General features: G+C 68.0%; 11 protein-coding genes. 6 read left to right on the top strand and 5 right to left on the bottom strand.

From position 1 onward, the window contains the following. Positions 1-2: 2 nt before the first annotated feature. Complete coding sequence (locus RB614_RS42065) at positions 3-992, top strand: aldo/keto reductase (RefSeq protein WP_308718321.1); 990 nt, start codon at positions 3-5, stop codon at positions 990-992. Positions 993-1,808: 816 nt separating this feature from the next. Here RB614_RS42065 and RB614_RS42060 read toward each other — a convergent pair. Both RB614_RS42060 and RB614_RS42055 read right to left on the bottom strand, forming a co-directional pair. After that, entirely contained in the window at positions 1,809-1,931 is a 123-nt protein-coding gene (locus RB614_RS42060; RefSeq protein ID WP_308718320.1) for a hypothetical protein, read from the bottom strand. 432 nt (positions 1,932-2,363) lie between these two features. Continuing rightward, a complete protein-coding gene (locus RB614_RS42055; protein WP_308718319.1) occupies positions 2,364-2,660 on the bottom strand; it encodes a hypothetical protein in 297 nt (98 codons plus the stop codon). A gap of 416 nt (positions 2,661-3,076) precedes the next feature. Between RB614_RS42055 and RB614_RS42050 the strand changes: the two genes are divergently transcribed. After that, a complete protein-coding gene (locus tag RB614_RS42050) occupies positions 3,077-3,313 on the top strand; it encodes a hypothetical protein (protein WP_308718318.1) in 237 nt (78 codons plus the stop codon). 56 nt (positions 3,314-3,369) lie between these two features. Here the strand turns inward: RB614_RS42050 and RB614_RS42045 are convergent, their stop codons facing one another. Beyond that, positions 3,370-6,147: an AfsR/SARP family transcriptional regulator gene (locus RB614_RS42045; RefSeq protein ID WP_308718317.1), complete on the bottom strand. Its 2,778-nt coding sequence runs from the start codon at positions 6,145-6,147 to the stop codon at positions 3,370-3,372. A 244-nt stretch (positions 6,148-6,391) separates the two neighbouring features. Between RB614_RS42045 and RB614_RS42040 the strand changes: the two genes are divergently transcribed. Both RB614_RS42040 and RB614_RS42035 read left to right on the top strand, forming a co-directional pair. Beyond that, complete coding sequence (locus RB614_RS42040; protein ID WP_308718316.1) at positions 6,392-7,234, top strand: NlpC/P60 family protein; 843 nt, start codon at positions 6,392-6,394, stop codon at positions 7,232-7,234. A 17-nt stretch (positions 7,235-7,251) separates the two neighbouring features. After that, positions 7,252-8,061 carry a hypothetical protein gene (locus tag RB614_RS42035; RefSeq protein WP_308718315.1) on the top strand — a complete coding sequence of 270 codons (810 nt, stop codon included), beginning with the start codon at positions 7,252-7,254 and terminating at the stop codon, positions 8,059-8,061. A gap of 371 nt (positions 8,062-8,432) precedes the next feature. Here the strand turns inward: RB614_RS42035 and RB614_RS42030 are convergent, their stop codons facing one another. Next, a complete protein-coding gene (locus tag RB614_RS42030; RefSeq protein ID WP_308718338.1) occupies positions 8,433-9,428 on the bottom strand; it encodes a transposase in 996 nt (331 codons plus the stop codon). An 88-nt stretch (positions 9,429-9,516) separates the two neighbouring features. On the opposite strand from RB614_RS42030, the gene RB614_RS42025 reads away from it, so the two are divergent. Further along, positions 9,517-9,903 carry a hypothetical protein gene (locus RB614_RS42025; RefSeq protein ID WP_308718314.1) on the top strand — a complete coding sequence of 129 codons (387 nt, stop codon included), beginning with the start codon at positions 9,517-9,519 and terminating at the stop codon, positions 9,901-9,903. 22 nt (positions 9,904-9,925) lie between these two features. Here RB614_RS42025 and RB614_RS42020 read toward each other — a convergent pair whose 3' ends face one another. After that, positions 9,926-10,339, bottom strand: a complete 414-nt coding sequence (locus tag RB614_RS42020; RefSeq protein ID WP_308718337.1) for an IS110 family transposase — start codon at positions 10,337-10,339, stop codon at positions 9,926-9,928. Between the two features lie 369 nt (positions 10,340-10,708). On the opposite strand from RB614_RS42020, the gene RB614_RS42015 reads away from it, so the two are divergent. Next, the coding region (locus tag RB614_RS42015; RefSeq protein ID WP_308712579.1) for a helix-turn-helix domain-containing protein at positions 10,709-12,349 on the top strand (1,641 nt) is incomplete at its 3' end.

Genomic DNA, 12,349 nt, shown 5'->3' with positions numbered 1-12,349 from the left:
GCATGCACACCCGCACGCTCGGAACACAGGGACTACAGGTCTCCGCCATCGGCTTCGGCGCCATGGGCATGAGCCAGAGCTACGGCCCCGCACCCGACCGGCCCGACAACATCGCCCTGATCCGGGCCGCCGTCGAACGCGGCGTCACCTTCTTCGACACCGCCGAGGTCTACGGACCGTTCGTCAACGAGGAACTCGTCGGCGAAGCCCTGCAACCGTTCCGCGGCCAGGTCGTCATCGCTACAAAGTTCGGGTTCGCCTTCAACGCCGACGGCCGCCAGACCGGCCTGTCCAGCCGCCCCGAGCGCATCAAACAGGTCGCCGACGCCAGCCTCAAACGCCTGCGCGTCGACGCCATCGACCTGTTCTACCAGCACCGCGTCAACCCCGACGTACCCATCGAGGACGTCGCCGGCGCGGTCAAGGAACTCATCGAGGCAGGCAAGGTCAAATACTTCGGCCTGTCGGAGGCCGCCGCCGACACCATCCGACGCGCCCACGCCGTCCAGCCCGTCACGGCGGTACAGAGCGAGTACTCGCTATGGTGGCGCCGCCCCGAAGCCGACATCCTGCCCACCCTCGAAGAACTCGGCATCGGCTTCGTACCGTTCAGCCCACTCGGCAAAGGGTTCCTGACCGGCACGATCAACGCCGACACCACGTTCGCCGACAACGACATCCGCACCAGCATCCCGCGCTTCGACGCCGATGCGCGGCGAGTCAACCAGGCCCTGATCGACCTGCTCACCACGGTCGCCGCTCGCAAGAACGCGACCCCGGCACAGATCGCCCTGGCCTGGCTGCTCGCACAACAACCGTGGATCGTGCCGATCCCCGGCACCCGCAAACTCCACCGCCTCGAAGAGAACATCGGCGCCGCCGACGTCGAACTGACCGCCGACGACCTCCGCGAGATCGGCGACACCGCCGCGAAGATCGACATTCAGGGTGCGCGATACCCCGAACACCTGGAACGCATGACCAACCTGTGACCCGTGGCGCGGCTGACCTACCCGATAAACAGGTCAGCCGCTATCGGGGGGATGCCGACGAGGGGAACAGTTCCGGGATGTATCCCGCCGGGGAGGTCGGCCTGCACCTGAATCCTGTTTGCCTTTCAAGCCGGTGGCCGCCGTCATAGGGCAACGTATGGGTGCTCGGCTCCCTGGCGTGTGATGTGGATGTTCCAGTGGTGCTCGGCGATGGTGTCGGGTTGGGTTTCGGGGCCGCCGCTGCCGATCCAGACGCTCAGCGGGACGTGGGCGACGTAGACGCCTAGTTCGGCGACGGCGGCGTGCAGGCTGAGGGCGTAGGTGCGTAGAGCGCCGGAGCCGATGGCGATGTTGCCGAAGGCGGGCTGATCTGCCGCGGACGGGGCGGCTCATCGCTGCCCTGTGCGACGTGTCCTCGCACTCGTCGCAACGCATCCATTGCGGGAGTTCATCCCATGGAGGCTGTACGGGCACCAGGGTCAGGTGCTCCCATGGATACCCGCACAGGGCGTTGTGGTTGTCGCGTACCTGCAGGTGGCACGTGGCGGTAGCGGTCTCCGGTTCGATGTCGTAGCGCAGCCGCGTCTGCACTTCGCCGAAGAGCACCGTTAAGGCATGCCACCACCGACGTGGAGGCCAGCCCAGGCGTTCGATGGCGACAAATACGGCACGCTCGCATGATCGCAGGCTGTCCAGAGAGTCACTCTCGTGCCGCAGATAGCGCGTTTGGAACTACTGCAGCGCGCTGGCGCTGGCGCTGGCGGAGATGATGACGAGCCCGCGGTCGCGGGTGGCTTTGAGAAGTAAGTTCAAACATCAGGTGCCGGCCTTGAGCAGCGCGGCTCGCGCCGCCGCTGCGGCCGCGCGTACCGGGTCGTCGGCCGGTGCCACGGCTTGGGCCCGGGCGTACCAGTCCAGCGCGTCGCGGCGGTGGATCACACCCGCTCCGAGCCGGTACCGCCGGGACGCGATCTCGCCGCGGTGGTACCACGCCGCCGCCGCGTCGGACCCCTTCGCCTTGTAAGCGAGGGCCGCCTGCAGCGTTTCCTCCGCCTCGGCCAGCAGCCCGGGGTCGTCGGCGAAGTCGGCGTACAGGCCGACCGCGCTCGCGTAGGCCGATGCGTGGATCAGGGACCCGGGTCCGCCGGGGCGCCCGATGCTCAGCGCTTCCCGGCAGTGTTCGAGCGCGTCGATCAGATCCTGGGCGTCCGGGTCCGCCGCGATGTTGATCCGCTCCGTGACGCGTAGCAGGTACGCGGTGCCGAGGTTGCATTCGGCGCCGGCGCGGAACGAGTCGTCCCTGCCACTGATCCCGACCGCCTGCCGGCCCAGGGCGACGGCGTGATCGATATCGCCGAGGTCCCGGGTCTGTCAGTAGCGTGCCTTGGCCAGCTCGCCGAGCTGCGAGAACACCCATGCGGTTCCCGGAAGGCTGGGGAGTTCGGCCGCGCCCAGTCGGCGGCACAGCTCGGTGTCCAGGTCCCGCACGGCGACCGCGTCCCCACGGGCAACGGCCACGATCTCGGCCGCCTTCGCAGTGGCGATGTCGGCGTGCAAGGGACCGGGATCGCCGAAGCGCTCAAACGCATCGATCCGCCGTCGGAGGTCAGACACCGCCTCCAAAAGGTCAGTGCTCAGCGGCTTTCCACCATGAGCCGACAGGGCCATGGCATGACGTTAGAGGCGGCTACCACAGTGAGCAATGGACGCGAGAAGCGTTGTAACCGGCGTTTGGGCCGCGAGTGGCGTCGCCAGAGGTCGTCGGTCGTGATCGGAGGTCGGTGACGCTCGATCGCTGGTCGCGGTCCTCGCCGTCTCGATACACCGCTCCCGACCGAAACCGGCCGAGATGATCATCGTGGGACAAATCGATCGGCGACCGAAACGGCGGATCGAGCAGGATAGACAACAGGACAAATACTGGCGGCAGTCTGGCGCATCAAGATCAGCCGTACTGATCTGGGCGACGAGTATGGTCAACCTGACCGTTCACGATGCGGGCAGCGAACTCTACGCCGGCGAAGGCGGCTGGCGTAGCGGCTGCGCCGGCTCGCCGACTTCTGGGACTACTGACGTTTACCGGCTTGCTCGCCGTCCTCCGGCGGTGGGTCATCACGGAGACCGGCCCGGTGAAGGCCTTCACCATCCTGGCAACCATCGCCGTCATCCGCGCCAGACCAGGGCTGCGGTCTCCGGGCGTGAAGCCGATCAAGGCGTTGGGCAGGGGTGATGAGTTCCAGCTACTCGGCATCTGTGCAGGCCCCACGGTGAACGAGGGCCGGTACAACTCGGCACGCCGGCAACTTCGTCCTGCGCCGTAGCTGGCTGAACCCGGCCGCCGTCGGTGGCCGGGCATCGTCGACGGGTTGGCTTCTGCTCACGATTCGAGCCGTTTGCGGATGTCGTCGGCGTCAGGGTGGCCGATCTCGTCCAGGAGTGTGAGTGCCTCCCGCCAGGCGTTGCGGGCGGCGTCGGTGTCGCCGGTCGTGAGGTAGGTTTCGGCGAGTCTGTTGAGGGTATCGGCGTGGGGGTGGCGGCTGTTGATGGCGCGGAACAGGTCGACGGCGCGTTGGTAGCTGGAGATGGCTTGCTGGTGTTGACCGAGTTGGCGGTGCGCGTCGCCGATGGTGTCCCAGGCGTGAGCCTGGCCGTCGCGGTGGTCGTGCTCTTCGAGCGGGCCGAGTGCCTGCCGGCATGAGACGAGGGTCTGTTCGGGGTCGCCGAGTAGGCCCTGGAAATGGCCCTTGTTGCTGAGGCACACGGCGCGTCCTACCGGGTCGCCCAGATCGGTGTAGAGCTCGATGGCGCGTTCGGTGTGGTCCAGGCCTTCCCGGTAGCGGCCTTCGTTTTCGCAGGTGATGCTGAGCCCGGCATGGACCACCGCCTGACCGCGCTTGTCGCCCAGGGTGGTGTAGAGGTCGAGGGCCTGCTGGAAATGGGCGACGGAGTCCGCGGCGCGGCCGAGACTGCGGTAGGCGACGCCGAGGTTTCGATGGGCGCTGGCCTGGCGATCCGGATCGGCAAGGCGTTGGGCTGCGGCCAGTGCCGCGTGCAGGGTTTCGAGGTGTGCGTGCCAGTCGCCGCGGCGGTGCAGGAAGTCTCGCAGCGCCCAGACCAGTTGCCAGGCGTGGATGTCGTCACCGTTGGCGGCGGCGGCTGCGACCGCCGCGAGCAGCGCTGGCTGCTCGTCTAGGAACCAGCGTTGCGCGTCGTCGAAGGCATTCAGTGTCTCGGGTGCGACGCCGGGTTGTGGCGGGTCGAGGTGGATCGGTTTGAGGTATGAGCTAAGCACGCAGGCGGTCGGGACAGCGGTGTGCACGTAGTGGTCGAGTATGCGGTGCCGCGCCGCGCGCCGCTCAGGTTCGGCGTCCAGGGTCTGGGACAGTTCGGCGGCGTAGGCACGGAGCAGGTCGTGGAAGGCATACCGGCCGGGCCGGTGCTCGGTGAGTAGGTGTGCGCCGGCCAGTTCGGCCAGCAGCCGGCGGGTCTGGGGCATCGGCAGGCCGGCGAGACTGGCCGCGGCGGGACGGCTGATGTCGGGCCCTGCGTGCAGCCCGAGCAGGCGAAAGAGCCGTGCTGCCGCGGGGCTCAACGCCTGGTAGGACCAGGAGAACACCGCCCGCACATCCGTAGCCGCGTCTGGGCCGGTCAAGGCGTCCAACCGGCCGTGCGAGTCGGTGAGCTCGTCGGCGAACACCGCCAGCCGGAACTCGGGCAGGGTGGCGGCGCGGGCTGCCACGATCGCCAGCGCGAGTGGCAGCCCGGCGCAGGCACTGATGATCTGTGTAACCGCGACCGGTTCGGCCGCGACCCGCCCGGCGCCCAGCCGTCCGGTCAGCAGTGCTCGGGCGTCGGCGTCGTCGAGGACGTCGAGTCGGATCGGCTGGGCTCCTTCGGTGGCGACCAGACCGGCCAGCTGGTTGCGGCTGGTCACCAGCACCATGGTGGTGGGGGTGCCGGGCAGCAGGGGGCGCACCTGGTCGGCGTCGCGGGCGTTGTCCAGCAGTACCAACATGCGGCGCCCGGCCAGTCGGCCGCGGTACAGCCCGCTCTGGGCCTCGACACTGGTGGGGATGCGCTGCGGTGGCACCTGAAGCAGCTCCAGCAACGTTCGTAGTGCCTGCGGTGGGCTCATCGCTTGGCCGGCCGGGTTGAACCCGCGCAGGTTCACGTACAGCTGTCCGTCCGGGAACCGGTGGCGCTGCCGGTGTGCCCAGTGCAGCGCCAGGGTGGTCTTTCCGATCCCCGCGCTGCCGCCGATCGCGGTTATCACCACAGTGGATGGTGGATCGCCGGAGGTGTCGAGGAGTGTGTCGAGCTGACGCAGCGCGGTGGTGCGCCCGGCGAAGACAGGTATGTCCGCCGGCAGTTGCGCGGGTGTGGCACCGGCCGGCCCGGCGGCGCCGGCTGATGGCGAGCTGGTCACTGTGACCGGCTGCGGGGCGGCAAGCTGGGGATCCTGTCGCAGCACGCGTTCGTGCAGTTCGCGTAGCCGCGGGCTCGGGTCGCTGCCGAACTCCTCGACCAGCCGTCGGTGCAGCAGCCGGTAGTGCGCCAGGGCGTCGGTCTGCCGCCCGCACCGGTACAACGCGAGCATCAACTGCCCGGCCAACCGTTCGTCCATCGGATACGTGCTTGTCGCGGCCACCAGTTCATGCAGCAGCGACGCGTGTCCGCCTCGGCGCAGCGACACGTCATTACGGTCGAGCGCGGCCGCGAACCGCTGCGCCTCCCACTGCTGCGCGACTGCCCGCAACCAGTCGTTGTCGAGGTCCGCGAAAGGGGCGCCCCGCCACAGCCCGAGCGCCTCGTGCCACAAGGTCTCAGCATGTTCGTCGTCGACTGCCTGCCTCGCTTCCACCACCAGGGCGCGGAACTGGTGCGCATCGACCGCGGACGGATCCACCTCCAGTTGATAACCGCGCGAGCGTCGGGTCAGCGCCGGCCCGCCAGCGGCGGCGAATACGCCACGAAGCCGCGAGAGGTAGGTGTGCAGGATCGGGTGAGCCCGCTGTGGTAGCGCAGGCCCCCAGACCCGGTCGACGAGTTCGTCGACCGAGACCACCGCGGCCGGCGCGGTCAGCAACACGGCCAGCACTGTGCGTTGCCGTGCCGGGCCGAGTGACACCACGCCCCGTTCGTTGTCCGCCTCCATAGGCCCCAACACCCGAAACCGCATCAGTCTCGCCACCCACCCTCCGCGGTCGGCCGCTCCGGCATGGCCCACCACGCTATAGCGCCTGCCGTCCCCGGCCGCCACCAGCCCGCAGCAGCGGCTTCCACCTCGCTGCAATACGGCTTCAAGCGCGCCCTGACAGGGTCTGCGCGTCCCGAACACCGGCGACCTCAGGCTCGCTGAGGAATCGGCCGGGCCCACCCAAACGCACGGAGGAATCAGAATGCTGCGAAGACTGGCCGCAGTGCTAGCCGTGCCGTTGGCCCTGCTCGTCGGCCCGCTCGTGGCCCCACCGGCGGCTGCTGCCGCGGCGACGGCGGGGACGGTGACACCGGCGGACCCGCCGCTGGCCGCGTACCCCGGTCTGGCGCCGCGCCAGACGCCGCGGGCCCTCGCTGTGGACACCACAACCGTTCCCTGCGCGAACAACGGCTCCGACAAGGAGCTGACCCGCGCGCAGGTGCTCACCCGCGCTCCGAGTTGGGTCAGCGTCGGCATCCCGTGCAGGCAGCAGCGGTGCTACCGCAACTCGTACGGCGACTACCGCACGGACTGCTCCGGATTCGTCGCCATGGCGTGGGGCCTGGGCGGCTCGGGAAGCGCGTTCTGGACCGGCAACCTGATGGACCGGGCATTCCAGATCTCCCGATCGAGTCTGAAGCCCGGCGACGCGCTCCTGCGACACACCGGCGACACCAGCGAGAATCACGTGGCGCTCTTCGTCCAGTGGGACAACTCCGCGCGCACCGAGCCCGTCGTGATGGAGCAGACCGGCAGCCAAGACACGATCCAGCGCGTCTGGTCCGAGGCGTACGCCGGGCTCTACACGCCGATCCGCTACGACAACGTCGTCGACGAGCCCGCGCCGGATCCGCAGGCCTCGGTGGCCCGGCTGGGCGAGTTCACCGGCGATGCCCGCAGCGACATCGCCGGCCAGTTCGCTGATGGTGAGTTGTGTGCGTGGCGGTCCACCGGGGACCTGGCCCAGGACGAGTTGCTGGCGCCGGGCAGTGGGGTGCGGATCGGCACCGGTTGGACCACCAGCAACATCCGGCGCATCCTCTGACCCCCAGGAGTATCCACATGAGAATCAAACCCCTGCGCGGACCGGTCTTCCTGATACTGGCAGCGGCCGCCAGCCTCGCCGTTGCCGCACCAGCACGCGCCGCCACGCCGATCGATCCCGCCGACACGCTCACCGGGTCTCCCGTGCCCGCCGAAATGTCCGCGATGATCGCGACCGCGCCGTGCGTGCCGAGAGGTCCGACCAGCGCCGACGACGCCATCGCCGACAAGGTCCGGCCGGACATGAACGGTGAGCGACTCGGCCACGCCGTCAACGCCTACAACATCTCGTGCGCCCGCGTCATCACCGCGACCGCCCGCGGCCGCGGGCTGGCCAAACGGGCCACAGTCATCGCCGTAACGACGGCCATCACCGAAAGCACGCTGCACAACTACACCGAGGCGGTCGACCACGACAGTCTTGGTCTGTTTCAGCAACGGCCGTCCACCGGCTGGGGATCACCCGACGAACTCACCGACCCGGTCTACGCGACCAACGCGTTCCTGAACGCGATGCTGCGCAGATTTCCCGACAACCGGTGGATGAGCGGCGACATCGGTGCGATCTGCCAGGCCGTGCAGAACTCCGCCGACCCAAGCGCGTACGGCCACGAAGTACACGACGCCGGCATCATCGTCGACGAACTGTGGGAGCCGGCACGACCGGACAACCCGCAGGCCTCGGTGGCCCGGTTGGGCGACTTCACCGGAGACGGCCGGGGCGACATCGTCGGCCAGTTCGCCGACGGTGAGCTACGCGCGCAGATCCAATCCGGTGACACGGCATGCCTGCAGGGATACAACACCAGCAGGGTCTCGGCTCGGTGAAGGTGGGCGGCGGCTGTCTGTCGGCCGGGGAAACCTAGACGGCGCAGCTGTTGGTGAGGCGTGCCGGGAGGTACCGGGAGTTCGAGTTGGTAGCTCCACCGACCATGGCCGGCGGCGCGGCCGCCGTCGGGCCGGCGTTGCTGGGGACACCAGCTACCCAGTCGGGTACCGGTCTCCTCCCGGCAGGAACACCTCTTGATGATCGTCCCGCTGAACATCAGTTACTCCCTTCGCGCGGCCGGACCGTGGACGTGGACCGACGCGGTGGGATTAGTCGCTGGAACGAACGCCGGGCGGCAGCAACGGATGCGACCCGTCCAGCGCCGGGCCGGGTTGGTTCTGCCGGAGCTATTCGGCTTCGAGCAGTCGGATCATCGCGGCGGTGGGCACGACGTAGCGGTGCCCGACCCGGACCACCAACCACTGTGGAGGGAAGAAGCCAATGCCATGACAGCCACAATGCCCGCCCCGGTCTCACCGCCTGCCCCGCGTACCGGGTGGACTCTTGATGAGGCCCGAAGCCTTGGCCTGACCACGGACGTGGCGACCGCGGCCCAGATCCTCGACGTCAACCGCAGCACCGGGTACGCGTTGGCGAAGATCGACCGGTTCCCAGTGAAGGCGGCCCAGCCCAGTTCGTCTTTGACCTGTTTGTAGCTTTGTTCGATCCAGTGCCGGACGCCGTATAGCCGGACGACTTCGGTCAGGTCGGCGCTTTCGTGGAGGCGGTCGGAAGTGTCGTGCGGGCCGCCGGGGCGGGGCAGGTTGCTGGCCAGGTACCGGGTGGCCTTGTTCGGCAGGGTCGCGGGGCGTTTGGTGGCGATCACGAGTCGGGTGTGGCCGTCGGGGCTCCACCAGCCCAGTTGGGCGTCGGTGGCCCACCAGGTTTCGGTGTGTCCGTCACGGAACCGTCGCTGCACCGGGTGCCACCGGCCGGGATCGTCCGGGCCGTTGTAGGGCACCGCTTTGGCCGCGTCTTTCGGAGTGTGCGCCTGGGTGCCGTACTGCCAGGTGCCGCGGTGGGGTTTGAGCGCCATCACGAAACCAAAGCCGGCCTGACGAAGTTGGCCGCGCAGATCGTCGTAGTCGCCGTAGAAGCAGTCGGCCACCACGGCGTGGAACACCACACCGGTCTGTTGCGCCTGGGTCACCAGTTCGGCGGCGACCTGCAGCTTGGCTGCGGAACGCGGGATCGTTGCGCCCTTTGCCGAAGTGAGCGGCCGGCGTGTAAGGGCGGGCGTGCAGCGGATAGTAGATCCGTTCGTCGGCCCAGACGGTGGTGACCATGACGATGCCATTGTCCGTCTTGCCGATACGGCCCAGCCATTGGCGCGCGATGTGAGCGCCGCCTGACCAGGCGATTCAATTAACTGTCAATGTTGTCGCAAGGAAGATCGTGGATCTCATCCGTACCATCGGGCGTGAAGCCTCACAATGCTCGAAAGGACGAGACCCATGAGCAAGAAAACCATCCTTGGAGCCGCGGTCGCCGGGGCCACCGCCCTGGCCGTCTTCGGTCTCGCGGGGGCGGCCCAGGCCGCCAGCGAGACCATCTACACCAGGTACTCTGACGGCCTTATGGCGTACACGGACGCTGTGAGCAGCGACCAATTCCTGGTCAAGGACATCTCTGCCGACGGGTACGGCGTCCGCGGCGAGATCCGTAGCGCCGGCGGGACGCTCCTGTCCTGGAACTACGTCGGCGGGAACGGCAAAATCAGGACCTGGTCCTACGACCTAGCCAAGAGCAAGAACTACATCATGAGGGTGTGCCTCGGCGAAGGATCGGGCGACACCACGCTCATCAACTGCGTGAGCAAGGAAATCCGCGACGACACCTAACCCTGGTAGCCGGCCAGAAGCCTTATCCACCTTGCCGCGTCGCGGACTTCAGCGGCTCACCGGCTGCGTCCAGGACCACAGGCCAGGCGACCTCGAGGAGGTCTCGCAACTGCTGCATGCAGACGCTGGAGTCGGTGATTAGTTGGGCGCGGCGGACGCTGAGGTGACCCAGCCGCGCCCATTCCGCACCAGCTCGCTCCGGTAGGCAGCAGTGCAACTGGGCGGCCTGCCGGGCGATGAGGACCGCGTCCTTGTCGTCGTTCTTGCCGCGGGTGTAGTCCTCCGCCTCGCGGGCCCGGGACACCACCAGCGGCCGCACGCAGACCAGCGGGATCCGCCGGCCGGCTGCCAGCTGCTGGACGATCATCCAGCGGTGACCGGTCGGCTCGCAGGCCACCGTGATCCCCGTGAAGCCCGCCGAGCCTGCCGCCCGCAGCGCTCGTTCCAGCAGGTCATCGAGCTGCCACGGCGAGCACCGTAGCCGCCACCGCGCCAGGACCGCGAGTCGTGATCGGTCAGGGCGGCTGCCTGCCGCGACTGGGCCAGATCGATACCCAAGATCGCGTGGTCGGATGGTAATACCGCCCGCAACGCCACATCAGTGCGGTGGCCACTTACCTTTGCCGGCTTCGCCGGGCCCGGGTGACCAGCGGCCGAAGGCCGCCGGTCACCTGGTGAACGTTGGTGGCCACCGCACGAGGGAGGCTTCGCCTCGGACCGCCCAGACGGGTGATTGGCCTGGTGGGGCCGCTCGCGGTGGTCGCATCCTCGCATCCACGGATGTGGTTGCGGGAGGTGCACGGTCATGGCAGCGCGTGTGTCCAGAACGAACGCGGTGACGGTCAACGACGTACTCGACGGGCGCAAGCTGCTGGAGATCGACTGCCTGGACCGGGTCTATCTCACCTTGTCCGTGCCGAACCTGATGGTGGGCGGCCAGGTGGTCAGCTTCCTGACCCAGCATGAGGGCAAGCCGGTGCCATCACCGGCGTTGCTGGAACGCCGGGGACAGACGTTCCGCCGGGCCGTGATGTCGTTCGCGCGGGCCAACGACATCCCGGTCATCAGCTTTGCTGGGAAGAAGGACAACAGCAGACCGGGTGTGCTGGCCGACAGCCCGTGGCCGGAACGCAAGATCGATCAGATGATGCCGCTGATCCGCAAGGCCGCCGCCACCGGCCGGTCTCAGGTCGCCGCGATCGGCGTCGCGCAGGAATACCAACGAGTCTTCACCGGCACCAAGTCCGAAACCGGGACCGGCGCGGTGTGGTTCTCCTACCAACGGGTCGAACGCCGGGTCACCTGCTACTACTTCTACCTATGGGACGAGCAGGTCGGCCCGGCGTTCATCAAGATCTGCGCCTACTTTCCCTACCCGGGCAAGATTTGGATCAACGGGCACGAGTGGGCCAAACGCCAAGCCACCGCAGCGGGTGTCGGCTTCACCGAACTGTCCAACGGGTTCGCCTCCTGTGACGAGCCCGCCGCGCTGCAGGACATCTGTGACCGGCTCGGCCCCGGCACCATTACGGTGTTCGCCGAACGCTGGTGGGCCCGGCTGCCGTTGCCGTTCACCGGCACCGACCGGCAGGCCGGCTACTGGTGGGACATCTCCATGCGCCAGGTCGAGGTCGCCAAGACCATCGTGTTCAGCGCACCCCACCACGCTCGGGCCTTCTTCGAAGCCCTCGCCGCGGACAACCTGGACATCGGCCGCCCCGACAACATGGAGATCATCTTCAACCGGCAGGTCCGCTCCACCACCCACGGCGTGTTCCGCACCGCGATCGACCGGGACAACGACGGCGTCGTCGTCAATGCCTTCTACCGCCACTCGCGGATCAAGTACTACCTCAAAGACCGCCGCGCGCTGCGTATCGAAACCGTCATCAACGACACCTACGACCTGCGCGTGCTGCGCCGCCTGGAACACCTCGACGAACTCGTCGTCAAGGCCCGTGACGTCAACCGCCGACTGTTGGACACTATCCGGGTCGGTCAGGGCTGTGTCCTGGCGAGCCCAGCCATCGAGCGGGTCGCCCAGCCCACCCTCACCGAGGACGGCAGGAGGGCCCCAGCGCTTCGCTTCGGCGACCCTCGGGTCATGGCCCTGACCGGCGCCCTATGCCTGAACCTGTTCGCCGTCACCGGCATCACCAACAACAGCCTTCGCGCCTTGACCGCCCGGCTGCTCGGCACCAGCTACAGCACCAGCCAGATGACCTACGACCTGCGCCGGCTACGCGCCAACGGCCTAATCCACCGGATCGAACACACCCACACCTACACCCTGACCCCCGACGGGCAACGCCTAGCGATCTTCTACACCAAACTCCACAACCGACTCCTACGACCACTCACCGCCGCCGACCAGCCTCAAGCCCCACCCACCCTCCGCCACGCCCTAGCCACCATCGACCAGCACGTCGAGGACTACATCACCCGC

Origin of the sequence: Phytohabitans maris (assembly GCF_031085175.1) — a bacterium.
GTDB classification, from domain to species: Bacteria; Actinomycetota; Actinomycetes; order Mycobacteriales; family Micromonosporaceae; genus Phytohabitans; species Phytohabitans maris.
The sequence above is the reverse complement of the archived record's forward strand: the minus strand, read 5'-3'. Positions and strand labels throughout refer to the sequence as shown.